The organism is Bacillus sp. 3G2 (assembly GCF_044324725.1).
GTDB classification, from domain to species: domain Bacteria; phylum Bacillota; class Bacilli; order Bacillales; family Bacillaceae_G; genus Bacillus_A; species Bacillus_A mobilis.
In genome coordinates this window covers 608,453-632,204 of sequence record NZ_CP172246.1, presented here as the reverse complement: position 1 = coordinate 632,204, position 23,752 = coordinate 608,453, and the positions used below count along the sequence as shown (strand labels likewise).

22 protein-coding genes are annotated in these 23,752 nt (G+C 35.1%); 8 read left to right on the top strand and 14 right to left on the bottom strand.

Going from position 1 to position 23,752, the window contains the following annotated elements; genetic code table 11:
• Positions 1-27: 27 nt before the first annotated feature.
• Entirely contained in the window at positions 28-1,218 is a 1,191-nt protein-coding gene (locus ACHZK0_RS03165) for a glycine C-acetyltransferase (protein WP_000095906.1), read from the bottom strand.
• Between the two features lie 213 nt (positions 1,219-1,431).
• Between ACHZK0_RS03165 and ACHZK0_RS03160 the strand changes: the two genes are divergently transcribed.
• The gene (locus ACHZK0_RS03160; protein ID WP_395761136.1) at positions 1,432-2,163 is read left to right on the top strand and encodes a class I SAM-dependent DNA methyltransferase; all 732 of its coding nucleotides are present in this window, start codon (positions 1,432-1,434) and stop codon (positions 2,161-2,163) included.
• Between the two features lie 32 nt (positions 2,164-2,195).
• Here the strand turns inward: ACHZK0_RS03160 and ACHZK0_RS03155 are convergent, their stop codons facing one another.
• The 3 genes from ACHZK0_RS03155 to ACHZK0_RS03145 are packed head-to-tail and all read right to left on the bottom strand — an operon-like array spanning position 2,196 to position 5,089.
• Complete coding sequence (locus ACHZK0_RS03155) at positions 2,196-3,017, bottom strand: ABC transporter ATP-binding protein (protein WP_262741836.1); 822 nt, start codon at positions 3,015-3,017, stop codon at positions 2,196-2,198.
• Positions 3,018-3,029: 12 nt separating this feature from the next.
• Positions 3,030-4,088, bottom strand: a complete 1,059-nt coding sequence (locus ACHZK0_RS03150) for a FecCD family ABC transporter permease (protein WP_132134781.1) — start codon at positions 4,086-4,088, stop codon at positions 3,030-3,032.
• Entirely contained in the window at positions 4,085-5,089 is a 1,005-nt protein-coding gene (locus tag ACHZK0_RS03145) for a FecCD family ABC transporter permease (protein ID WP_262741835.1), read from the bottom strand. Before ACHZK0_RS03145 ends, ACHZK0_RS03150 begins: the two co-directional genes overlap by 4 nt.
• 162 nt (positions 5,090-5,251) lie before the next feature.
• Between ACHZK0_RS03145 and ACHZK0_RS03140 the strand changes: the two genes are divergently transcribed.
• Entirely contained in the window at positions 5,252-6,217 is a 966-nt protein-coding gene (locus ACHZK0_RS03140; protein WP_395761135.1) for an ABC transporter substrate-binding protein, read from the top strand.
• Between the two features lie 381 nt (positions 6,218-6,598).
• Positions 6,599-7,948 (top strand): peptide MFS transporter, encoded by a 1,350-nt coding sequence (locus ACHZK0_RS03135; protein ID WP_017560398.1) that lies wholly within the window; start codon positions 6,599-6,601, stop codon positions 7,946-7,948.
• A 39-nt stretch (positions 7,949-7,987) separates the two neighbouring features.
• Here ACHZK0_RS03135 and ACHZK0_RS03130 read toward each other — a convergent pair whose 3' ends face one another.
• Together ACHZK0_RS03130 and ACHZK0_RS03125 are read right to left on the bottom strand one after the other, a co-directional pair.
• Positions 7,988-8,167: an acid-soluble spore protein H gene (locus ACHZK0_RS03130; protein WP_000382683.1), complete on the bottom strand. Its 180-nt coding sequence runs from the start codon at positions 8,165-8,167 to the stop codon at positions 7,988-7,990.
• A 191-nt stretch (positions 8,168-8,358) separates the two neighbouring features.
• The gene (locus tag ACHZK0_RS03125; RefSeq protein ID WP_000081429.1) at positions 8,359-8,646 is read right to left on the bottom strand and encodes an ArsR/SmtB family transcription factor; all 288 of its coding nucleotides are present in this window, start codon (positions 8,644-8,646) and stop codon (positions 8,359-8,361) included.
• Positions 8,647-9,468: 822 nt separating this feature from the next.
• Here ACHZK0_RS03125 and ACHZK0_RS03120 point away from each other — a divergent pair.
• Positions 9,469-11,088 (top strand): L-lactate permease, encoded by a 1,620-nt coding sequence (locus ACHZK0_RS03120; RefSeq protein WP_063261601.1) that lies wholly within the window; start codon positions 9,469-9,471, stop codon positions 11,086-11,088.
• A 40-nt stretch (positions 11,089-11,128) separates the two neighbouring features.
• Here the strand turns inward: ACHZK0_RS03120 and aspA are convergent, their stop codons facing one another.
• The 3 genes from aspA to ACHZK0_RS03105 form a co-directional block, all read right to left on the bottom strand.
• The gene (gene aspA, locus ACHZK0_RS03115; RefSeq protein WP_262741832.1) at positions 11,129-12,562 is read right to left on the bottom strand and encodes an aspartate ammonia-lyase; all 1,434 of its coding nucleotides are present in this window, start codon (positions 12,560-12,562) and stop codon (positions 11,129-11,131) included.
• Positions 12,563-12,838: 276 nt separating this feature from the next.
• Entirely contained in the window at positions 12,839-14,137 is a 1,299-nt protein-coding gene (locus tag ACHZK0_RS03110; protein ID WP_262741831.1) for a hemolysin family protein, read from the bottom strand.
• A 107-nt stretch (positions 14,138-14,244) separates the two neighbouring features.
• The gene (locus ACHZK0_RS03105; protein ID WP_270341958.1) at positions 14,245-14,631 is read right to left on the bottom strand and encodes a VOC family protein; all 387 of its coding nucleotides are present in this window, start codon (positions 14,629-14,631) and stop codon (positions 14,245-14,247) included.
• A gap of 91 nt (positions 14,632-14,722) precedes the next feature.
• On the opposite strand from ACHZK0_RS03105, the gene ACHZK0_RS03100 reads away from it, so the two are divergent.
• The 3 genes from ACHZK0_RS03100 to ACHZK0_RS03090 all read left to right on the top strand — a co-directional run bounded on the left by ACHZK0_RS03100 (position 14,723) and on the right by ACHZK0_RS03090 (position 18,602).
• Complete coding sequence (locus ACHZK0_RS03100; RefSeq protein WP_262741829.1) at positions 14,723-15,901, top strand: NupC/NupG family nucleoside CNT transporter; 1,179 nt, start codon at positions 14,723-14,725, stop codon at positions 15,899-15,901.
• A gap of 187 nt (positions 15,902-16,088) precedes the next feature.
• Positions 16,089-17,105, top strand: a complete 1,017-nt coding sequence (locus ACHZK0_RS03095; RefSeq protein ID WP_333490577.1) for an LCP family protein — start codon at positions 16,089-16,091, stop codon at positions 17,103-17,105.
• Between the two features lie 234 nt (positions 17,106-17,339).
• The gene (locus ACHZK0_RS03090; protein WP_262742875.1) at positions 17,340-18,602 is read left to right on the top strand and encodes a VanW family protein; all 1,263 of its coding nucleotides are present in this window, start codon (positions 17,340-17,342) and stop codon (positions 18,600-18,602) included.
• Between the two features lie 48 nt (positions 18,603-18,650).
• On the opposite strand, the gene ACHZK0_RS03085 is transcribed toward ACHZK0_RS03090, so the two are convergent.
• Positions 18,651-18,923, bottom strand: a complete 273-nt coding sequence (locus ACHZK0_RS03085; RefSeq protein ID WP_262742876.1) for a hypothetical protein — start codon at positions 18,921-18,923, stop codon at positions 18,651-18,653.
• Between the two features lie 15 nt (positions 18,924-18,938).
• Positions 18,939-19,457: an RNase A-like domain-containing lipoprotein gene (locus tag ACHZK0_RS03080; protein WP_061676970.1), complete on the bottom strand. Its 519-nt coding sequence runs from the start codon at positions 19,455-19,457 to the stop codon at positions 18,939-18,941.
• A gap of 399 nt (positions 19,458-19,856) precedes the next feature.
• On the opposite strand from ACHZK0_RS03080, the gene ACHZK0_RS03075 reads away from it, so the two are divergent.
• Positions 19,857-20,405, top strand: a complete 549-nt coding sequence (locus ACHZK0_RS03075) for a TVP38/TMEM64 family protein (protein ID WP_262742877.1) — start codon at positions 19,857-19,859, stop codon at positions 20,403-20,405.
• Between the two features lie 63 nt (positions 20,406-20,468).
• On the opposite strand, the gene ACHZK0_RS03070 is transcribed toward ACHZK0_RS03075, so the two are convergent.
• From ACHZK0_RS03070 to ACHZK0_RS03060, 3 genes are all read right to left on the bottom strand, one after another.
• A complete protein-coding gene (locus ACHZK0_RS03070; protein ID WP_262742878.1) occupies positions 20,469-22,169 on the bottom strand; it encodes a M4 family metallopeptidase in 1,701 nt (566 codons plus the stop codon).
• 172 nt (positions 22,170-22,341) lie between these two features.
• Positions 22,342-22,470, bottom strand: coding sequence for an NprX family peptide pheromone (locus tag ACHZK0_RS03065; protein ID WP_000709401.1), 129 nt, complete (start codon positions 22,468-22,470; stop codon positions 22,342-22,344).
• A complete protein-coding gene (locus ACHZK0_RS03060; protein ID WP_270341956.1) occupies positions 22,467-23,744 on the bottom strand; it encodes a tetratricopeptide repeat protein in 1,278 nt (425 codons plus the stop codon). Before ACHZK0_RS03060 ends, ACHZK0_RS03065 begins: the two co-directional genes overlap by 4 nt.
• Positions 23,745-23,752: the final 8 nt, after the last annotated feature.

Here is a 23,752-nt window from a genome sequence, read left to right as displayed (position 1 = left end):
TGCAAGCTATTCAAAAGATGTCGTTACTTAAATGATGCCCATTTCTTTCCCTACTTTTTCATACTTACGAATTGCTTCATCTAACATTTCTTTCGTATGAGCTGCTGTAGGCATATTACGAACGCGTCCTGTTCCTTTGGCTACAGTTGGGAACACGATAGATTTTGCGTAAACGCCTTCTTCATTTAGACGTTTACTAAATTCTTGTGTCAATACCTCGTCACCAATGATACAAGGTGTAATTGGCGTTTCACTTTCTCCGATGTTAAAGCCAAGTTCTTTTAACCCTTGTTTTAAATAGCGACCATTTTCCCATAAACGATCGTGCAACTCTGTGCTTTCCATTAAGATTTCAATTGATCTCATGCAAGCTGCTGCATCAGCTGGTGTTAATGCTGTAGAGAATAAGAATGGACGTGAACGAACTTTTAACCAGTCAATTAAGTTTTGTTTCCCTGCTACATATCCACCAATTACCCCAATTGCTTTTGATAATGTACCAATTTGGAAATCAACTTTATCAGATAGACCGAAGTGCTTTACAGTTCCTGCGCCTTTACCAAGTACACCTGAACCGTGTGCATCATCTACGTATGTCATTAAATCTAATTCTTCTGCAATCTCAACAATTTCTGGTAGTTTTGCAACATCTCCATCCATTGAGAAGACACCGTCTGTAATTACCATTAATTTATTGTAAAGACCTGATTCTTTCGCCGCGATTGCTTTTTGACGTAAATCTTCCATATCAGAATGTTTATAAACAATAATTTTTGCTTTTGATAGACGACTACCATCAATAATAGAAGCATGGTTTAATTCGTCTGAAAGAATCGCATCATTTTTATCCATAACGGCTGAAATCGCTGCCATATTACAGTTAAATCCTGATTGGTAAGCAATTGCTGCTTCTGTATGTTTAAACTTTGCAATTGTTTCCTCTAATTTAATATGCAAATCTAAAGTACCGTTAATTGTACGAACAGCTCCTGCTCCAACGCCGTACTTATGAATAGCACCAATTGCTGCTTCTTGCAAACGGCTATCTGTTGCTAATCCAAGATAGTTGTTTGAAGATAAGTTAATATATTCTTTTCCGCCAATTGTAATGATCGGTCCATTTGAACTCTCAAGCGGATCAATTACGTTATAAAGCCCCTTTGATTTTAAATCCTCTAAATTTTCTTCTAAAAATTTCGCAAGTGTTTTACTAGACATTGTGAAGCCTCCCATCGTTCATGTAAGCGAATTATTGTCTTAATAGTTCCAATAATCCCTCTACTAGCTTAACACGTTTTCAGAATTTATTATAGAAAAATAGTTTAAAGTAACCGCTTACAATTCTAGATTATATATGATTCATTACAAGAAATCTATCATTTACTTTTCATATTTGGTAGAATAAAAAAAATATTTAGGGGGGCTTCAATCATGGCATTTACTGAATCTGATGTATATAATAACGAAGCATTTTTTGAACAATATATGAAACGAAGATACCGAGAAAATAGCCCAAATGAATCACTTGAAAAACCAGCCTTCTTTCAACTCATTTGTGATGTGAAAGGAAAGCAAATCCTCGATTTAGGCTGTGGGGACGCTAAATTCGGTGAGGAGTTATTAGAAAAAGGCTGCCACTCTTACACTGGTATTGAAGGATCCGAACTTATGTATGAAAAAGCTAAAAAACAACTAGAAAATAAAAATGGGACCGTCCATTTTTTAAACCTCAAAGACTACACATACCCTCCTGCTACTTTTGATTTAGTAACGTCTAGACTCGCCTTACATTATATTGAACATCTTCCTATCATTTTTCAAAATGTGTACGAAACTTTAAAAACAAATGGAACCTTTACTTTTAGCGTTCAACACCCTGTTATTACCTCTTCATTTGAAAGCTTGCAAACGAGCGGAAAAAGAACGAGCTGGCTCATCGATGATTATTTTAAAATGGGAAAACGCGTTGAACCTTGGATTGACCAAGAAGTTATTAAATATCATCGTACAACAGAAGAATATTTTACATTGTTACAACAAGCCGGATTTACGATTACAAACATAAAAGAAGCTACACCAAATCAAACTTATTTTCAGAGTGAAGAAGAATATGAACGTCGGTTACGTATTCCCCTCTTCCTCTTATTCTCTTGCCGAAAATAAAAAGGACGATGAATCCTCATCGTCCTTTTTTATTATCTCATTACTTGAGCAACCTCTTTACGTACACGTCTTCCTTTTCCATGTGGGATACAAAGTGGTGTCCCAAATAACGGGTCCGTACTGATTTGACACTCCATTCGGAATACATCACGTACTAACTTCTCATCTACTACTTCTTCTGGCTTACCTTGTGCATATATTTGTTTATCTTGAATGGCTACAATATTGTCTGCATAACGGCATGCTAAATTTAGATCGTGTAATACCATAACAATTGTTCTTTTTTCTGTTTCATTTAATTCGAATAATAAATCTAGCACTTCAATTTGGTGAGTCATATCTAAATATGTAGTAGGCTCATCCAGTAAAATAATATCGGTATCTTGTGCAAGCGTCATTGCAATCCAAGCACGTTGACGTTGTCCCCCTGAAAGAGCATGCACATCACGCTCAGCAAACTCTGTCATACCTGTTGCTGCAAGGGCTTTTTGTACCATTTCCTCATCTTTTTCTGACCATTGCTTCAGCCACGTTTGATATGGATAGCGTCCTTGTTTTACAAGTTGCAATACTGTAAGCCCTTCTGGTGCTTGCGGTCCTTGTGGTAAAATTGCCATTTGACGAGCGATTTGCTTCGTTTGCATACTTTGAATTGCTTGATTATCTAACAAAATATCACCAGTTGTTGGCTTTAATAATCTAGCTAGTGAACGTAATAAAGTTGATTTCCCGCAACCGTTAGAACCGATAAATATTGTAATTTCGCCTTTTGGAATTTCTAAATTCAGCTCATCAATAATAATTGCTTCACCATAAGACAGCGTCAAACGTTTCGTCTCCAATGCTTTTTGCATATTCATCTCCCTTTATGAATTCCGACTTTTATAAAGTAAATAAATAAAATAAGGTGCACCAATTGCTGATGTAAATACCCCTGCTGGAATTTCAAGTGGTGTGAAAACTGTACGCCCAATTAAATCTGCAGCAAGTACTAAAATTGCACCAACAATCGCCGCAACTGGGAGTAATGCACCGTATAAAGAACCAACTAGTCTTCGTGAAATATGAGGCGCCATTAAACCGACAAATCCAATTCCTCCGGCGAAAGCAACTGCTCCACCAATTAAAGCTGTACTCAGTAATAACATGAATACGCGTGACTTCGTTAAAGGAACACCAAGCCCTACCGCAATATCATCCCCTAGCTCCTGAGCATTTAAATGTCTAGCAGCTATAAATGATATTATCGTTAAAATGAGAACCCACGGCGCAAGTACCATAACGTTTTGCCATGAAGAACCGTAAACTGTACCTGTAATCCATACATTCGCTTGGCTCGCTTGATAAATTGGCGCTAACAACATAAACAAAGTCGTTGCTGCTTTCGTCAATGCCCAAAAACCAACACCAATTAAAACAAGACTAATCGGTGATAATCCATCATTTCTCCATGCGAATAAATATACAAAAAGCGCTACAATTGTGGCCCCAGCAAAGGCTGCTAACGGCATATAATGAATGCTTACAGTTAGCGCATTATTTTTATCACTAAATATAGCTAAAAACAATACAACAGCTACACTCGCACCACCTGTAATCCCGATGATATCAGGTGAAGCCAGTGGATTTCGAACGAGACCTTGTAAAATACATCCTGCTACAGCAAGTGCGATTCCTACAAGGATGGCAATCAAAATACGCGGCATACGAAATTTATTTACAACCATATTTGACATCGCATCGCCATTTCCAGTAATCGCTTGCCATACATCATAAGGAGCAATTTTCATGTCTCCCATACCTGCACTCGCAAAAAATAATCCTATTAAAACAACTAGTAAACTGAATAAGACGAGACAAGCTCGTTTATACATTAAAAACGAGAGCCCGCCTTTTCCTATACGAAACGGAATATACTTCTTCATTTGCTAAGCCCTCTCTTACGTGCAATATAAATAAAGAATGGGGCCCCGATAAATGCTGTCATAACCCCTACTGGTACTTCTTGTGGCATAATGACATATCTTGCTGCTATATCAGCTAAGATTAATAGTATTGCACCTAACAACCCGCTATACGGTACTCTCCACCTATGATCTACTCCAACTAGAAATCTGGCAAAATGCGGGGTAACAATACCAATAAATCCAATTGGACCAGCGACCGCAACTGAGCCACCAGACAACAGGACAATAATAAGTAGTACGAATGATTTCATTAAAATCGTTCGTTGTCCAAGTCCTTTTGCAACGTCTTCCCCCATCATTAATGTATTTACTTTCCCTGCCATCATAAGAGATGCGATCCAGCCTACTAATAAATACGGCAATACAGATTGTAAAATTTCTAACTTTCTTCCTTGCACAGATCCGGCAAGCCAAAATAATACCTCTTCAAGCGCTTTTTCATTTAACACAAGTAATCCTTGTGTTAATGATGAAAATAACGCACTAATTGCGACCCCTGCTAATGTTAACTTAAGAGGCGTCGTCCCTTCTTTTCCTAAAGAACTAGAAGCAAATACAAGCACAGCTGCAATTGCTGCCCCTAAAAAGGCAATCCATGTGAAAGCTGATAATGATGTCACGGAAAAAATAACAATTGCTACAACTATGAAGAAAGCAGCACCTGAATTTAATCCAATAAAATCTGGAGAAGCAAGTGGATTCTTCGTTAAAGTTTGCATAAGGCAACCTGCAATGGCTAAACTAGCACCAACACTAGCTGCAATTAATGCCCTTGGTAGACGCACATTTTGAATAATAATATGTTCATTAGAACCATTAAAATGAAAAAAAGCATCTAACGCTAATTTCCAACTCGTATTTGTATATCCGAAAATAATACTTCCCCAAATACAAATAATGACCGCAATGATTCCAACAAATAATCCAATCCATTTTGCTTGATTTGTTTTTAATAACATGCAGCGTTTCCCCTTCAATGTATAATGATACGTTGTAAGTGTATTTCAACTTAATTCTCATTGTCAACGATATTGAGAATTATTTTCATTGACAATTGGACCATGAAGTATTATTATCATGCTTGCTATTGAAAAAACTTCTCAGTATGTAGGGGGTACATAATGAATTTAACACGAAAGAAATCGTTTACAGTATTTGTATTTTTACTAGCCTTTTCATTACTTTTAAGTGCTTGTGGAAAATCAAATACGCAAGAGGAAACAAAAGAAGATACGAAAAAAGAAATGATTACGGTTGAACATGCAATGGGTAAAACAGAAGTTCCTGCGAATCCAAAACGTGTAGTTATTTTAACAAATGAAGGAACTGAAGCTTTACTTGAACTAGGTGTGAAACCAGTTGGAGCTGTAAAATCTTGGACTGGTGATCCATGGTATCCACATATTAAAGATAAAATGAAAGATGTAAAAGTTGTTGGTGATGAAGGGCAAGTGAACGTGGAAACAATCGCATCTTTAAAACCAGACTTAATTATCGGTAACAAAATGCGCCACGAAAAAGTGTACGAGCAACTAACAGCAATTGCACCTACTGTGTTCTCTGAAACGCTACGTGGTGAATGGAAAGATAACTTCAAATTTTATGCAAAAGCATTAAATAAAGAAAAAGAAGGTCAAAAGGTTTTAGCTGATTACGATAAAAGTATGAAAGAATTAAAAGCTAAACTAGGCGATAAAGTAAATCAAGAAATCTCTATGGTTCGCTTCATGCCTGGTGATGTTCGTATTTATCACGGTGATACATTCTCTGGTGTTATTTTAAAAGAACTTGGGTTTAAACGTCCTGGTGATCAAAATAAAGAGGACTTTGCAGAGCGTAACGTTTCTAAAGAACGTATTTCAGCAATGGATGGCGATGTATTATTCTACTTCACATTCGATAAAGGCAACGAGAAAAAAGGTTCTGAATTAGAAAAAGAATATATCAATGATCCTCTATTTAAAAATTTAAATGCAGTGAAAAATAATAAAGCATACAAAGTTGACGATGTTATTTGGAATACAGCTGGTGGTGTAATGGCTGCTAACCTACTATTAGATGATATCGAAAAACGCTTTGCTAAATAATATTTCCTTAACCAGCTCCCCTTCTATGGAGCTGGTTATTTTTCAATTCACTTAAATGTCACATTATTTCATTTTGTATTTTTATTCCCAATATGTTATATTATAAAAGTAAATAGAATATATTTTCTCTATATCAGAATAAATGTTTTAATCTAAATTTTCTGATTAATCACTATTTTATTTTCTTTTAGAATTCAATTATTACATTTGAAAACGCTTATCATCTCGTTTTCAGGGCAAAATACAGTAACGGTTGAAGAAAAATAGAATTTTTTTAGGAATTTTCTTTCTATTTCCATATAATTCTATTGACTTCTAAATATTTTGTAAATTAAAATGATTACATAAATATCCGTTATACAGGATTAGGGGGAAACAAACATGGATGCAGCTTTAAAATTAGACAAAGCTGGAGAGCAACAATCACCAAAAAAACATCCACCAGGATTATATTTGTTGTTCTTTACAGAGGCATGGGAAAGATTTAGTTATTACGGAATGCGTGGCTTATTAGTTCTTTATTTAACAACGAGCTTAGTAAGCGGCGGTTTAGGATTTGATAAAGCAGTTGCAGTTCAAATTTACGGTATTTTCACAATGTTAGTATACTTCACACCAATTATCGGTGGTTGGTTAACTGACCATTTCATTACGAAGCGCCATGCCATTACTATTGGTGGTATCATTATGGCAATTGGTAACTTTGTACTATTTTCAATGAACACTAAAACTGGACTATTTTTAGGATTAGGATTATTAGTTATTGGTAACGGATTCTTCAAACCAAATATTTCGACTTTATTAGGTCAATTATATAGCGAAAACGATTCTCGTCGTGATAGTGCCTTCACTATCTTCTACATGGGAATTAACTTAGGGGCTCTTATTGCTCCATTCATTTGCGGTTACTTCGCAGATTATAGATACGGTTTCTTAACAGCTTGTATCGGTATGATTATTGGACAGCTTGCCTTTAATTTCTTAGCACCTCGTTACTTAGGGTCTATCGGAACAACTGTTGTTGGTAAAAAATCTAAAGAAAAAAATGCAAAAGCAATTGAGAAAAAGCCTTTAACAACACAAGAGAAAAAACGTACTACTGCAATTTTAATTTTAACTTGTTTTGTTGTATTCTTCTGGGCAGGATTTGAACAAGCTGGTAGTTCTTTAACACTTTACACAGATAAGTTCGTGGATCGTACAATTGGTGGATTTACAATTCCAACACCTTGGTTCCAATCTGTAAACCCACTATTCATTATCTTACTAGCATTACCGGTTTCTGCATTATGGATTAAACTTTCAAAAACGAAAAATGGTGACTTAAAAATCCCAACAAAAATGGCATTTGGTATGATCTTGCTAGGGATTGGGTACTTAGTTTTAACTTTAGCTGTATTAAAAACTGGTAGCGACGAAGGTAACATTACAATGAAAGCAAACTTACTATTCATTGTATTCACTTACATGTTCCATACAATCGGTGAATTATTCTTATCACCAATCGGATTATCTATGGTAAGTGCAATCGCTCCTGTTAAATTAGCATCATTATTAATGGGTGTATGGTTAGCTGGTACTGGCTTCGCAAACTTGTTAGCAGGACAATTAGCTGCTTTCACTCAATCTTTAGGATATTTAGAAGTATTCGCAAGCATCGGTGTTATCGTAATCGTACTCGGATTAGTACTTCTTATGTTCTCTAAGAAAATTGCACATATGATGGAATAAATAAGAAGACGCTTCTAGATACTAGAAGCGTCTTTTCTATTACTTCTCCTCTAAAGCCGTCACGTTCACGTGAACGCTTTCTCCAGGATTAGATACATCATACACTTGAGCAACTCCACTCTGCTCGTCACAGCTCTCAATCCATACTGGGACGCCCTCATATGTAACGTCAATTCTACTTGAAGAAGATAAAATTTGTTTCACACGTTTTACATCCATACTACTATTCCTCCTTTTACTTACTACACTCCTTTCTATCTTTTCTTTCCCCTTTAGAATATATTCCATATAGCAGCATTTTAATGGATAGCCTTTTCTTCCTTTCCTGCTAACATTTTCTCTCCTATTACCTTTCTGACAAATAAAAAAAGACGTATATCCCACACGTCTTTTTCCATAATATTCAAATTTTAAGAAAATAATGTTTTTACAACTTCACTTACTTTATCATTATGAATTTGATAATACACTTCTAGTCCTCGTCGTTCAAAGCGCACTACTTTATTTTGTTTTAATTTCGTTAAATGTTGCGAAACCGTTGATTGTGGAATTTCTAGCACTTCCTGTAATTGTGTTACATTACAAGTTCCACGTTGCATTAGTTCCATTACTAGGCGTAAACGTAACGGATGCGCTAACGCTCTTAACATTTGTACATCTTCTTCTGAAATACGACATTCGAATTGATTTTGGCTCATAAAGTTCCCCTCATTTTCGTTTTTATTTTCTTTTTATTTATTTATATATCTGTTCTTATATTTCCTGTTACGACATAACTTTATCAACCTAAAAAGCTGAAAATTTTTTCCACCTTAACCAGCAAAGAGCTCAGGAAAAATTCCTTGCTGATTTTGAATATTATACTATATGATATAACGAAAAAGCAAAACAACGAGCTGCAAATACTTTGCTTGCAAACGTTGTTTTATCAGGCTTTTTGTTATATTTTCACCTCACTGCAACGTATAGTAATGATATTGTAAAATACCGTCTATAATTGATAACCTATCGTAACGTATTTGGGTTATATTTAACCTCTTTGTTATGCTAAAAGGAATTTTAAGTAAAAAAATAATATAATATTAAAAATTAACTTATTGTTGTTTTAATTCGTATTGTACTTGCTCAGACTGTTATTCAAAACTTCCTATTAAATGCATTTGCTTTCTCTTTCTTACTAGATCAACTCGGACCAGAATATGACACCTATCAAATTTCAACTATTCCAACATCCTATATACTTAATGCAAAGACTTCATCTAACATATGGAATCAATGATATATGAACAGACAAAACAATATGGAAATAACTTCAAAAAGCGCACTCAAATCCATTTGAGTGTGCTTTTTGTCTACTTTATGAACAAAGTATTTCTTTTAACACTATTATGGAATAATTATACTTTTTTACGTTGACAATAGTGTTGAAGGAGAATATACTAAGCATGTAAGTTGATTGTGAATAGTTTCACAAATAATGTGAATTTCTTCACATAAAATAGATAGGAGTTGTCATTATTATGAGTACTTGGACACAAATTTATGACCCATTAAACAATATTTGGTTATCTGCACTAATCGCAGCACTTCCAATTTTCTGCTTCATCATTTGTTTAATGGGACTGAAAATGAAAAGTTACATGGCTGGCCTTTACAGTGTGATTGTCGCTATTATTCTTGCTATATTCGTTTATAAAATGCCAGCAACTGTAGCTGTAGCATCTGCCGGATTCGGTGTTTTATCTGGATTTTATCCAATTTGTACTATCGTTATCGCAGCAATTTTCCTTTACAAATTAACTGTTAAAACAGAGCAATTCAATGTCATTCGTGATAGTATTTCAAGCATTACAAATGACCAACGTTTACAAGTATTATTAATCGCTTATTCTTTCGGTGCTTTCTTAGAAGGCGCAGCTGGTCTAGGTGTTCCAGTTGCTATTACAGCAGCATTACTGGTAGGTATGGGCTTTAACCCATTAAAAGCAGCAGGTATTTGTTTAGTAGCAAACATCGCTGGTGGTGCTATGGGGGCTATGGGTATCCCAGTTACAGTACCAGCACAATTAACTGAACTAGATGCATTAACTATCGGTCGTCAAACTGTTCTTATTTTACCTTTCATTAGTATTGTTTTACCTTTCTTACTTGTATCAATGGTTGATGGAATTAAAGGCATTAAAGAAACTTGGCAAGGTATTCTTGTAAGTGGTGTTTCTTTCGCAGTTACTCAGTTCCTTGTAACTTACTTCTTAGGTGCAGAACTTACTAATATTTTCGCAGCCGTTGTAAGTATGATCTCTCTTGCATTATTCTTACGTGTTTGGCAGCCAAAATCTTCTACTAAAGAAGAAAAACAAGAAGAAAAAGTATCTCATACATTCAATCAAATTTTATATGCTTGGTCTCCATTCGTATTCTTAACTGCATTCGTAACAATCTTTAATTTAAAACCAATTAAAGCTTTATTTGCTCCGGATGGCGCACTAGCAAACTTAGTATTTAACATTCAATTCCCTGGTCTTCATAATGCTGTTATGAAAACTACACCTATTACAAAAGCTGATACACCTTTCGCAGCTGTTTTCAAATTTGATGTATTCTCATCTACAACTACTGCAATCGTATTAGCGATTATCGTTTCACTTATCGTGTACCGCGTAAAAGGTAAAATGGTTAAAGAATTAGTAGTGGAAACAATGAAAGAACTAAAAGCTCCAGTATATACAATCTGTAGCGTTATCGCTTTAGCTTACGTAGAGAACTACTCTGGTATGTCATCTACACTTGGACTTGCATTCTCTTCTACTGGTAATGCATTCCCAGTTCTCTCTCCAATCTTAGGATGGATTGGCGTATTCATTACAGGGTCAGTAGTATCAAGTGGTTCATTATTCGCACCTCTTCAAGCAGTAACTGCAGATCAATTAAACATCGTTCCTTCTACACTTGTTGCATTAAACGTAGTAGGTGGTACAATGGCAAAAATGGTTTCACCACAATCTGTAGCAGTTGCTTGTGCAGCAGTTGGACTAGTTGGTAAAGAATCTGCCCTATTTAAAACAGCAATGAAATACAGTTTAATCTTCTTGGCTATTATTAGCTTACTGCAATTAAACTCTGTATTTAATATCTTTTAAAAATAAAACACCGATCCAAATGGATCGGTGTTTTTTCACATTACATCTTCTTATTCTTTAGTAAAGAAGCTCCAGCAATTTCAGGATGCGTCATTTCGAATGGATCTAAAATAATATCCAATTCTTCTTCTGTCAGTACACCATGTTCTAAACATAACTCCCTAACAGATTTTCCTGTTTCAATTGCTTCACGCGCAATACGAGATGCTGCTTCATAACCAATATGAGGGTTAACTGCCGTAATAATTCCAACACTCTTCTCCACATATTGCTTCAGCAATTCTTCATTTGCTGTAATTCCTTTAATACAATATTCACGGAATACACGGAATCCGTTATTCATAATACTAATAGATTGAATTAAATTAAACACGAGTACAGGCTCCATTACGTTTAACTCTAATTGTCCTGCTTCTGATGCTAAGCAAATTGTATGATCATTACCAATTACTTGGAAAGCAACTTGATTAATTACTTCTGCCATAACAGGATTTACTTTCCCTGGCATAATAGATGAACCTGGTTGACGAGCTGGTAATTGAATTTCCGCCAATCCAACACGTGGACCAGATGCCATAATACGAAGGTCATTCGCAATTTTAGACATATTCATCATACATACTTTTAATGCTGCAGATACTTCTGTGTATGCGTCTGTGTTTTGCGTTGCATCAACTAAATGCTCTGCACCAACAAGTGGGAATCCGCTAAATGTTCGCAAGTGTTTAACCACTTGTTCAATGTACATAGGGTTTGCATTTAATCCCGTCCCAACAGCTGTCGCCCCCATGTTCACTTCATATAAATGTTGGCGAGACTGTTTAATTCTTTTTATATCACGCTCAAGCACGCGGCTATACGCTTCAAATTCTTGTCCAAGACGAATCGGAACAGCATCTTGTAAATGTGTACGTCCCATTTTAATGACGTGATCAAACTCTTTTGCTTTTGCACGGAAAGCAACATGAAGTTCTTCCATTGTAATAAGAAGTTCTTCTAACATCATAAGAGTTGCAATATGAATTCCCGTTGGAAACGCATCATTCGTGGATTGAGCCATATTCACATGCGTGTTTGGGCTAATCTTTGCATACTCGCCTTTTTCATATCCCATACGTTCTAACGCTCGATTAGCGATTACTTCATTTGTATTCATATTAATAGAAGTTCCAGCACCGCCTTGGATCGGATCCACGATAAATTGATCATGGAATTTTCCATCAACAATTTCTTGCGCTGCTTCTGCAATTTCATGTCCAATATCTTTAGATAAGTAACCAGTATCCATATTTGCAAGTGCCGCCGCTTTTTTCACAATTGCCATTGCCGTAATGAGTGACGGATGAATGCGATATCCTGTAATCGGGAAGTTTTCAACAGCACGTAATGTTTGTACACCATAATAAGCTACACTCGGTACTTCCTTTTCACCTAAAAAATCTTTTTCTATACGTATATCCTTCGTTGCTATCATTTTCATCACCTATGCTTTTCATTCTAAATCCTTATCTAAAAAATTCGCCATCTAAAAATACGAGTATCATTCAGAAGAATTTTTCAGTATCCACCTTCACTATATAGCACCTCTTTTGAAAGCGCAAACATTTATTTTTCTATATATACTTTTTATAAAGTGAAACCTTAATCAGTGGGGATTTTGTTCATCCCCCGCCTAAATTCTTCGCTTTCAATGAATTTTGAGGTAGGGATCTTACTGCCCACAAATAGCGGGATAACAATTTATAGAAAATCATTCTTCTACCTTCTTTATTTCCACTCGTTTAATTTGATGCATATCCTTTTCGAGAACTTTAAAAGAAAAGCCGTGTTTTTCAATAACATCTCCTTCAGCAACAATTTGCTTTTGTACCATAATCCAGCCACCAATTGTATCTACATCATCAGCAATTAAGTGTATGCCAAATAAATCATTTACTTCACTAATAAGCACTTTTCCCTCTACGATTTTACACCCTTCACTTATATGCTCTATAGGCGGGTGCTCGTCTTCATCATATTCATCTCGGATTTCTCCAACAATTTCTTCTAAAATATCTTCTAATGTAACAATCCCCGCTGTACCACCATATTCATCATATAATACAGCTAATGGAATTCGTTTTCTTTGCATTTGTAATAGCAAATCATGTATAGGAATATTTTCTAGTACCTCAATAACTGGCCTTGTATACGGTATAATCGAGCACTCCTCATCTCGATTACCATCCATATAACGAATAAATAAATCCTTTACATTAACCATCCCAACAATTTCATCTTTATCTTCACCAAATACGGGATACCTCGTATATTTTTCTTGTGCGATTATTTTAATATGTGTTTCAAATGATTCGTCCTCATATAAACCTACAACTTCCGTACGAGGTACCATAATTTCCTTTGCGACTCTATTATCAAATTCAAAAATATTATTTACATATTTAAATTCCCTTTGATTAATCTCTCCACTCTCATAACTCTCAGATAAGATCAATCGTAATTCTTCCTCCGAATGAGCTACTTCATGTTCAGAAGCCGGATGTAATCCGAATAAACCTGTTACAAGCCTTGCTGAACCATTTAAAGCCCAAATAAACGGATACATTACTCGGTAAAAGTAAATAATTGGCTTCGATAATAATAAGCTAACTTGCTCTGCCCTTTGTATAGCGAGCGTCTTCGGAGCAAGTTCACCAATGACAACATGTAAAAACGTAATCACTGCAAAGGCAATAATAAACGAAACTGTACTTGCAATTGCAGGAGATAAATGTAGTTTTAAAAACAACGGCTCGAGTAAATGTTTTATAGTCGGCTCGCCTAACCACCCAAGCCCTAAAGCAGTAATTGTAATACCTAACTGACATGCTGATAAATATTCATCTAAATTCGAAGTTACTTTTTTTGCTGCCAATGCTCCTCGTCGTTTTTCACTAACGAGTTGATCAATACGACTGCTACGCACCTTAATAATTGCAAACTCAACAGCTACAAAAAAACCTGTTAATGCAATAAGAATGACTACCATCAATAATTTTAAAATATCCACATATACCCTTTAGCTTTCTTAGCTAAAGTTACACCTCCTTTAAAAAAGAAGTTTCACTTTAGTTTCTTCATTTACGCAAAAGCAACCCTATATAAAATTCACCAATTTCAAACCTCATACAATTCTAAAGGTAGTCCATCAGGGTCCTGGAAAAAGACGAATTTTTTTCCGGTTATTTCATCCATACGTATCGATTCAGTCTCTACACCACATTCATTTAAATGTTTCACAGCTTCTCCTATATTTGTAACAGCAAATGCTAAATGTCTAAGTCCAGCCGCTTCCGGGAAACTTGAGCGCTCAGGCGGACTTGGAAATGAAAATAATTCAATTTGATACTCTTCCCCTACACATAAATCTAACTTATAAGAATCTCGTTCCTTTCTATATACCTCGTTTATCGCTTTAAAACCTAATATCCGAGTATAAAAATCCTTTGACGCTTCATAATTCGAACAAATAATTGCAACGTGGTGCACTCTACATATATTCATGCTCTCTCTATTCCTTTCTTTACCAAAGATGCATATTCTCCCTTGAAATGAAAAACATATATAGCAGAATATCTCTTTTAGGGGGCTTACTATGAAATTTATTACTTTTTTCGTGGGACTTATCGTTGTTTTCTTCCTTGCTTATATTGCTAGCAACAATAAGAAACATATTAAATTTAAACCAATTTTCATCATGCTTATTATACAGTTGATCTTAACTTATTTATTATTAAATACAGAAATCGGCCTCATACTTATTCGGGTCATTTCCAGTCTGTTTACAAAGCTACTCGAGTATGCTGCTGATGGTATAAACTTCGTATTTGGCGGTCTTGCCAATAAAGGTGAAATGTCATTTTTCCTTACTGTATTATTACCAATTGTCTTCATTTCTGTCTTAATTGGTATACTACAACATTTCAAAATACTACCATTTTTTATTCATTGGATCGGTTACTTCCTTAGTAAAATAAATGGTCTTGGGAAATTAGAATCTTACAACGCTATCGCCTCTGCCATTGTCGGCCAATCAGAAGTTTTTATTACGGTAAAAAAACAATTAGCTCAAATTCCAAAACACCGTCTGTATACACTTTGTGCTTCTGCTATGTCAACCGTATCTATGTCTATCGTAGGTGCCTATATGACAATGATAGAACCTAAATACGTAGTAACCGCACTCGTTCTCAATTTATTTAGTGGTTTTATTATCGTACTTATCATTAATCCTTACGACGTTAAAGATGACGAAGATATTTTAGAAATTAAAGGCGAAAAGCAAAGCTTTTTTGAAATGCTTGGAGAATACATTCTAGATGGCTTTCGCGTAGCTATTGTTGTCGGTGCTATGCTCATCGGATTCGTCGCATTAATTAGCTGTATTAATGACCTATTCCTCATTATATTCGGCATTACTTTCCAGCAATTAATCGGCTACGTATTTGCGCCTGTTGCATTCCTTATCGGTGTACCAAGTTCTGAAATTGTCACAGCTGGTAGCATTATGGCAACGAAGCTTGTGACGAATGAATTTGTAGCAATGATGGACCTTAGTAAAATTTCTAATAATCTTTCTCCCCGTACAGTTGGTATTATTTCTGTTTTCCTCGTTTCTTTTGCCAACTTTTCTTCTATCGGCATTATTTCAGGTGCGGTAAAAGGATTAAACGAAGAACAAGGAAACGTCGTTGCCAGATTTGGCCTTAAATTACTATACGGAGCTACTCTCGTTAGCATTTTATCTGCAATTATCGTAAGCATTATGTTGTAATCAGGTAAAATTTTATCATTTTCTTATCCCTATCTTTTGTATACAATAACGAATAGATGTCTTTATAAATAATCAAGACATCTATTTTTTATACATGTACAATCGCTTTTATTTAGCGTACAATATTTTTTATGTGTTTGAATACGCTTCTAGATGTATACACTTTGATAGCTTTAAAGGAGAAAAAATGATGAAATCCGATATGAACAAAGATACTCGAGCCAAAAAAGGACGCTCAAAGAAAAAACGCCTCCTTTGGTTCCTTCTTATTCCATTACTGATTATAGCACTTGGAGCAGGAGGCTATTCCTTCCATATATACAGTAAAGCAAAGTCTGTATTAAGTAATGCTTATTCTGAACTGGGCCGCGGGGATAAATCCAACAAACGTGAAAAAGCCGTGAAACCTATGACTGACAACATTTCCGTACTTATTATGGGTGTTGATGAAAGTGAAATTAGGGATAAGAATTACGGAAAAGCAACTCGTACGGATGCGCTATTACTTGCAACAATTAATAAAAACGACAAATCTGTTAAACTTGTCAGTATTCCACGTGACTCACGTGTCTTCATTAAATCACGTGATAAATACGATAAAATTACACACGCGCACGTATTCGGTGGTGTAGACAGCACGATTGATACCGTAGAGAACTTTTTAGATGTTCCAGTTGATTACTATGTAAAATTCAACTTTAAATCATTTATTAAAATTGTCGATTCCCTTGGTGGTATTACTGTCGATGTTCCAGTTGAATTCACAGAACAAAATAGTAAAGACGAAGCAGATGCTATTCATTTGAAAAAAGGACGTCAACATTTAAATGGAGAAGAGGCATTAGCACTAGCTAGAACTCGTCATATCGATAGTGATTATATGCGCGGTCAACGACAACAGCTTGTTTTAGAAGCTATTGCTGAAAAAGCACTATCTCTTAATTCCATTAATAAAATCGGTGGTCTACTCGATGCTGTCGATAAAGACTTAAAAACAAATTTAACTTTTGACGATATGATGACCATTGCCAAAAATTCAATGGATTCCAATTTGAAAATGGACAAAATGCAAGTAGAAGGTACTGATAAATATATAGGTGGTATTTATTATTACGTTCCAAATGAAAAAAGCGTCAATACTATTTCGACAACATTACAAGAACATCTCGGTGTGACGAATAAAAATGAACATAAAAAATTATAATAAAAAGGCTGCTAGATCTTTCTAGACAGCCTTTTTATTATAATTTTCAACATATTTCTCGTGCATATTGTGACAAAAAGAGACAATTATTACAACAGTGTAACATTTTTTATAAAAACATTACACAGATAGTGGAAATAATAGTATACTAGTACGTATATAATGTTATTTTCATCATTTTTATACAAAAAATGTAATACATATATTTATACAAAAATTTCTGGGGGGAAATAAATGAAGCTAAGTAAAATACTGATCGGTTCTGCAATTACTGGAGGCATATTACTTTGTGTAGGCGGTGTTGGTGGATATCAATATGTATCCAAACTAAACAATCAATTAGATACTACTGCATTACCAAATACTACATTTGAAGGTATTTCTCTCGATGGAAAAAACAAAAAAGATATTCAAGCAATTATTAATCAAAAGGTAACTGAATTAGATCAAAAATCTCTTACGTACATATTCCAAAATGATAAACAAACGTACACATGGAAAGATTTAGGGATAAATTATAAGGAAAAAGATATTATCGACAAAATCTTTAAAGAACAAGAAGGAAATGCCATGAGTCGTTACAAAATGCGGAAGCAGGCTGAAAACGGTCAATTAAAACGTGATTATAAATTAACAGCTCAATTAAATACAACTGCCTATGAAAGCTTTATGAAGGATAAATATAATGACACATTAAAAAATCCTGTTAATGCAGAATTAAATGTTGAAGGCTCTACAGTAAATATTAGCCAAAGTCAAAATGGAGAAAAAATTGATAAAGGAAAGTTAACTGATTTAACGAAACAGGCCATCACTTCTGGCACATCAGACGTTACGTTACCAGTTACACTCTTAAAACCTGAGCGTTCTACAGAAGATATACAAAAAATGGGGATTAAAGAAGTAATTGCTGAATATTCAACTCCAATGGCTGGTCGTAATGGCAACCAATCCTATAACGTAAATAAGTCAGCTAATACTTTAAGTGGAGTTATTGTCGCACCTGATGAAACGTTTAGTTTTAATGGCCGCGTTGGCGTAACGGATGCTGCACATGGTTATAAATCCGCAGCAGTATTTTCAGAAGGTAAAGTTATACAAAGTGCAGGTGGAGGCGTTTGCCAAGTTAGTAGTACTTTATATAGCGCAGCTTTAAGGGCAGATTTAGGAATTGTTTCTCGAAGCAATCATTCTATGCCCGTAAATTATTTACCACTTGGGCAAGATGCAGCAGTGGCAGATTATGGTCCGGATTTAAAATTTAAAAACAATACAGGCAATCATATTTATATTCAAGCATTTTCAAATGGAGGTAGTATTACTACTCGTATTTTCGGTACCAATACTGGTAAAAATGTTGAAGTTTCTTCTCAAGTAATTAGTAGAGCTAATGACAAAATAACAGCGGTAACGTATAAAAAAGTAACACAAAACGGTGAAGTGATCTCAAATGGACAAATTTCAAAAAGCGTATATAAAAGCGCTCCAAAACAATGAGGTGCTAATAAACAGGCAAATTTCAAAAAAGAAAAAGGCGTGATCTACTCACGCCTTTTTCTTTTGCAATAATAGTAAAAAAGTTTCAAGATGGTCTTTCGTTTCTTCTAAAGACCACATGCGATTTCCTTGCTTCGCAGCTAATACGCACGCCTCTTCCCAAGCATTCTTTTTCTTCATATATAATAATTCATCGCGTAATTTCAAAACAATTTCTTCATCCTCTTGCTCTATAAACTCTTCCATCACGCCTACTATTTCATCTTCATGAACACTTAACGTACAGTACGATTTAAGAAAGTATTGTAATGTCGTATACATATGTACTCCCCCTTCTTATTTGTCAGATGGATAAGAAGTAATGATCTTATATCCTAAATCTCCTGACTTATCTCTCGCCAAAACAGTAACAGTTTTTACTAGCTTGTCTTTTACATTCATATTTTTCTTTATTACCGTTTTTCCAACCGGGAATGAATGAGTTGTATTTAATACGAGACGAGCCTCTTTAGAATTTTTTAACCAATCTTGAATTTCCTTATCATGCTGCTTCAAACTATCTTTTACAGCTTTCGTCGCTGTTTCCTTATCATAGTATGTACTTGCCGCTGATACTTTATCTGTCTTCAAGCGATTCTTCAAATCCTCTTCTGATTTCCCTACATGTCTTTCAATCGTATGACCATTTTTTGGTGGTCCTTCCATTTCATCTAAAATATTATCACTAATTTTTTCTACTGATGTCGATTGATTTCCTGTTTGTTTCTCTGTTTTTTGTTCTTTTCCTGCACATCCACTTAAGATCAGCATGAATGCCATTAAACCACTCAAGAAAAGACTACTTATTCGTTTCATCATATCACCTCTTCCATGATTATTATCGTAACTTCACTAAAAGTCAATTTCACATAGAAAAAACATATACATTTTTAAAATTCCACGCCTATTTTGCCATATTATCACCCCAATTTCATAAAACTACTATTTCGGCCCTCATCTGTAATATACCCCTATATTTTTTCGATTATTTCCCGAATCAAATCACCTCTTAAAACATCAAATAAACCTTTTAAATACAAGGTTTATTTGATGTTTTTTAAAGCATAAAAATATACCCCTGTTTTTATATACCCAATACCCTTATAAGGTATGTAGATGGTGTTTCATCAACGTTTTCCTACATTATGTAAATTTGCACTTGCCTACACAATAGAAATATGGTGTAATGCAAAAAAAGATAAAGGATTTTAAACAATGGCTGAAACAATTCAAAACTTCTTAACAGACTATTATTCAATCGCAATTCCACTTAGTATCTTAATCAACATCATCATCAGTCTTTTAGGTTTTATCCCTAGTATTTTTTTGACCGCCATTAACATACAGCTCTTTGGCGTAGTAAACGGTACAATCATTTCGATCATAGGTGAGGCCTTAGGGGCTATTATCTCGTTTTATATTTATCGTCTAGGCCTTCAAAAGCTCACTCACGATAAAGTAAATAAGTATCCTAAGGTAGAACGCCTTCTTTACGTAGAAGGTAGAGAGGCCTTTCTACTCGTCCTATCTTTTCGTTTTATTCCATTTATTCCGTCCAGTATCGTGACTTTATTTGCGGCTCTAGGCAAAATGTCATTACTATCCTTCAGTATTGCCAGTACAATAGGTAAAATACCGTCCTTATTGATTGAAGTATATTCTGCATACCATGTCATGAATGGTACAAATGAAGCGAAGTGGATTGTAACAATCGCAGGTTGTATCGGATTGTATTATTTGTGGAAAAAATGGAGAAAAAAATAAAGAAGGAGCCTATGCTCCTTCTTTATTTTTGAGGTATTTTATTAATAGCTATCTCTTACAGCCTTAGTTTATACCAACAGCACTAAATGATTGCTTAACTGCTGCTACTTCAGCAGAATTTGCACCATATAAATCAGCTGCAGCTTGTACTGCACCAGCACGCGCTTGGCTAAATGTAGTAGATTGCGTGAAATATTGTGTGTTTGCACGGTAATAAATTGCACCTAGCTTATCTTTACCGATACCAGTTACAGTTACACCAGAATGCGTACCGCCATTTGCTAATAAATACGCTTGTTTGTTAATAATACCACTGTTTGTATGAACTCCACCGTTATCGCTAGTACCTGTGTAACGCTTAGAGTAGTGGTCTGGATCACCATATTTCGTTGGATCACTCATAGAGCGAAGTGCATCTCCCGCTTTTCCAGGCGTGTAAATGTCTTCACCAATCTCCCAATCTGGATTACGATTATCATAGAATTCTACTAAAGTACCAAAGATATCAGAAATTGCTTCATTTAGCGCTCCTGATTCGTTTTGATAAATTAAATTCGAGCTATTTTCCGTAACCGCATGCGTTAATTCGTGACCAATTACATCAATACCACCAGATAATGAAGTGAATGTTACACCATCACCATCTCCGTATACCATTTGTGAGCCGTTCCAGAATGCATTATTATACTTACTTCCATAATGCACAGTTGATTTTAACGGAGCTCCTGCATCATTAATAGAGTTTCTATTAAATGTAGCTTTATAATAATCATATGTTCTACCTGCATAGTAATGAGCATCTACTGCCGCCGCATCATATGCTGCATTGAAAACATTATCTGCATCTGCCCATAATGTTCCTGGTAATGTTGAACGGTTTTTCGCATCATATGTGAAAATCGTTGCTCCGCGCGTATTATCTTGTAAGTAGTAAGATGATCCAGATAATGTTGTATTAAGCGACTTCGTATCTCCTAATACACCTTTACCAGTTCCTACTTTATTTGTTCCTGTTACAGGCTTTATAACCGCTTTTGCATCCTGCTTAGGAGCATCTTGTTTAACTGGAGACTTATCATCATTCGTCACATGATCAATTGTATTAAATTTATTTAACACTTTACCGCTGTCTGCTTCAATGAAATAGTAGTAATTTCCTGGACTTGGATCTAAGAAGTTCAGGTTTACAACGTATGCATATGTTGTTTCTTCACCGTTTTGATATACATATAAGTCCGCTTTTGGTTCTACCTCATATTTCGGCGTTACACCTAAATCTTGCTGCGCGATTTCAATTGCCTTTGCGCCTTCAATCTTATTTTTATTTTTCAGCTTGTCCTTTTTGTCTAAATCAGGCGCAACCGTTCCAGACAATACTTTTAAAGAGCCATCTTTACTTACGTGAGCTACTTGAGTAGACCCCCATACAGGTACTCCTTCGTAAACCTGTTGCAAACGTACTACTGTTGAATCAGTTACAGCATCTTTCTTCACTTGTTTCACTTTGAAAGAATCTTGCGCACTCTTTTCCCCTAGCTTGTAATCACCTTTCGCTGCGTTTAAGTAATCAAACACAACAGATTCCGCTTTCTTCCCAGTTGCTCCAGTTAAATCACCAGAAATAAACTCCGGTGACTGCACCGTCTCATTATACTTCTTCGTAGAGAGTACATTTTTAGAATCCGCAAATGCAGAGCCTGTCCCTCCAAACGTTGTAACTGCCATTCCTGTTGCTAACACTAATGCTAAACTCTTCTTTTTCATATAACCTTCCCCCTAATAAAAAATTTTTGTGAAAAAGAGTAGCTTTATCGTAGCATTATGTTTCCACTATTAATATACTAAAAATTCAATTAATTATTTTCTCAAGTTTTGTAGATTTTTGAGGAACAAATATTGAAAAACCCCTTTCCGGTTGGAAAGGGGTTTTTCAATATTATACATTTACAGTTTGTGATACACTAGAATCCAATCCATAAGTATCTGGCTTACTCGTATACTGTACTCCACCGACAATTGTAAGTACTACTGCAACTGCTAAAATCCCAGCTAATGCTTTTTTCATTTTTCATCCTCCTTATGATTTTCTAACATTTCAATAACTAGCTTATAATAGTGATTACTTTGCTCAAAATTCAGTGATTTTGAAAAGTATTCCGCAAGCTCCACATATACTTTCTTCAGTTCTATTTTATTACCTGCTGATTTATAAAACGGAATAGCTTCTAATTCCAAAAATTGTTTATACTCTCGCGCCTCTTCAAAATACTTATTTCTAAGCATAAGCAGTAAATATAGTTTTGTATTAAATCTCTCTTCACGTTTGGCAGCGACAATGCCTTTATCGATCCATTCTCTCGCTTCTTCAAACTGCTCTAATTTAATACAAGCTAATGCCATTTCATATAATGTGTCTATATAATTTAAATCTATTTGTTTTTGAAGTTGCAAACTCTCTAAATAATAATCTTTCGCTTGATTATATTTTTTCTTTTTATAATATATATTCCCAATATTACTTAAAGTAATAGCCATTAGAACGTCTTTATCCGCAAAAGCCTCTGATTCCCTAAGTATGCTCTCATACATTTCTAAAGCTTCTTCATATTGCCCTTGTTCCGCATAACTTAATGCAATAAGAATTTGACAGTTTATCACGTTCCGAAATTTATACTCATTTCTAAATGCCTCTAGTGCAATATTTGCAAAGTGCAACGTAAGATGTTGAATTTCCAAATGACTATAAGTAAGAGCGATATTATAATAAATTCCTGTCTCATGATACCCTAGATTTTTTGCCATAATTTCTGTCTCTAATAAATAACCTAATCCCTGTTTCCACTTATATTGTAAACAGCATAATAATCCTTTACTATACGTATACAACAACTTCTGAAAAGGCGAGAATTTCTTATATGCCTTCTTAAGCTGCTCTAATTCTTCTGCGATTACCGGCAAGTCCCTTTTCATCAGTAAATAACGTATATTAAGTAGTTTATAATAATTTATAATTTCAAAATCTAAAACGTGTTGCATATCCTCTTGCAATTCATTATAGATGCGCTCAACTTGCGCCTTCTCCAAACGGATTAGTGCATTCAACCACTCATCCAGCTTCCCCTTCACATCTTCTTCTACATCTCTCAAATCCGTCACGGCAATTTCTAACCTTGTGCAGAGCAATTGTAGAATCTCTTCTGATGCTTCGATCTTTCCATTTTCGATTTTACTTAAGTATGAGACAGAACAAATGCCCTGACATAATTCTTCTTGTGTCATTTTTTGCTGTAGCCGTTTATAAAAGACTTGTTTGCCTATTTTTTCTAATGTTTGTTGCATTGTCCTCC

What these genes read in the sequence shown, in the direction of transcription:
- ACHZK0_RS03060 (WP_270341956.1), bottom strand. Translation starts at nt 23,744, where the DNA reads ATGCAACAAACATTAGAAAAAATAGGCAAACAAGTCTTTTATAAACGG.
- ACHZK0_RS03080 (WP_061676970.1), bottom strand. Translation starts at nt 19,457, where the DNA reads ATGAAACGAATAAGTAGTCTTTTCTTGAGTGGTTTAATGGCATTCATG.
- ACHZK0_RS03150 (WP_132134781.1), bottom strand. Translation starts at nt 4,088, where the DNA reads ATGAAGAAGTATATTCCGTTTCGTATAGGAAAAGGCGGGCTCTCGTTT.
- ACHZK0_RS03135 (WP_017560398.1), top strand. Translation starts at nt 6,599, where the DNA reads ATGGATGCAGCTTTAAAATTAGACAAAGCTGGAGAGCAACAATCACCA.
- ACHZK0_RS03165 (WP_000095906.1), bottom strand. Translation starts at nt 1,218, where the DNA reads ATGTCTAGTAAAACACTTGCGAAATTTTTAGAAGAAAATTTAGAGGAT.
- ACHZK0_RS03130 (WP_000382683.1), bottom strand. Translation starts at nt 8,167, where the DNA reads ATGGATGTAAAACGTGTGAAACAAATTTTATCTTCTTCAAGTAGAATT.
- aspA (WP_262741832.1), bottom strand. Translation starts at nt 12,562, where the DNA reads ATGATAGCAACGAAGGATATACGTATAGAAAAAGATTTTTTAGGTGAA.
- ACHZK0_RS03155 (WP_262741836.1), bottom strand. Translation starts at nt 3,017, where the DNA reads ATGCAAAAAGCATTGGAGACGAAACGTTTGACGCTGTCTTATGGTGAA.
- ACHZK0_RS03120 (WP_063261601.1), top strand. Translation starts at nt 9,469, where the DNA reads ATGAGTACTTGGACACAAATTTATGACCCATTAAACAATATTTGGTTA.
- ACHZK0_RS03085 (WP_262742876.1), bottom strand. Translation starts at nt 18,923, where the DNA reads ATGTATACGACATTACAATACTTTCTTAAATCGTACTGTACGTTAAGT.
- ACHZK0_RS03090 (WP_262742875.1), top strand. Translation starts at nt 17,340, where the DNA reads ATGAAGCTAAGTAAAATACTGATCGGTTCTGCAATTACTGGAGGCATA.
- ACHZK0_RS03065 (WP_000709401.1), bottom strand. Translation starts at nt 22,470, where the DNA reads ATGAAAAAAGCATTAGCTGGGATTTTAGCAGTTGCAGTAGTACTTACA.
- ACHZK0_RS03100 (WP_262741829.1), top strand. Translation starts at nt 14,723, where the DNA reads ATGAAATTTATTACTTTTTTCGTGGGACTTATCGTTGTTTTCTTCCTT.
- ACHZK0_RS03105 (WP_270341958.1), bottom strand. Translation starts at nt 14,631, where the DNA reads ATGAATATATGTAGAGTGCACCACGTTGCAATTATTTGTTCGAATTAT.
- ACHZK0_RS03140 (WP_395761135.1), top strand. Translation starts at nt 5,252, where the DNA reads ATGAATTTAACACGAAAGAAATCGTTTACAGTATTTGTATTTTTACTA.
- ACHZK0_RS03070 (WP_262742878.1), bottom strand. Translation starts at nt 22,169, where the DNA reads ATGAAAAAGAAGAGTTTAGCATTAGTGTTAGCAACAGGAATGGCAGTT.
- ACHZK0_RS03145 (WP_262741835.1), bottom strand. Translation starts at nt 5,089, where the DNA reads ATGTTATTAAAAACAAATCAAGCAAAATGGATTGGATTATTTGTTGGA.
- ACHZK0_RS03125 (WP_000081429.1), bottom strand. Translation starts at nt 8,646, where the DNA reads ATGAGCCAAAATCAATTCGAATGTCGTATTTCAGAAGAAGATGTACAA.
- ACHZK0_RS03160 (WP_395761136.1), top strand. Translation starts at nt 1,432, where the DNA reads ATGGCATTTACTGAATCTGATGTATATAATAACGAAGCATTTTTTGAA.
- ACHZK0_RS03075 (WP_262742877.1), top strand. Translation starts at nt 19,857, where the DNA reads ATGGCTGAAACAATTCAAAACTTCTTAACAGACTATTATTCAATCGCA.
- ACHZK0_RS03095 (WP_333490577.1), top strand. Translation starts at nt 16,089, where the DNA reads ATGATGAAATCCGATATGAACAAAGATACTCGAGCCAAAAAAGGACGC.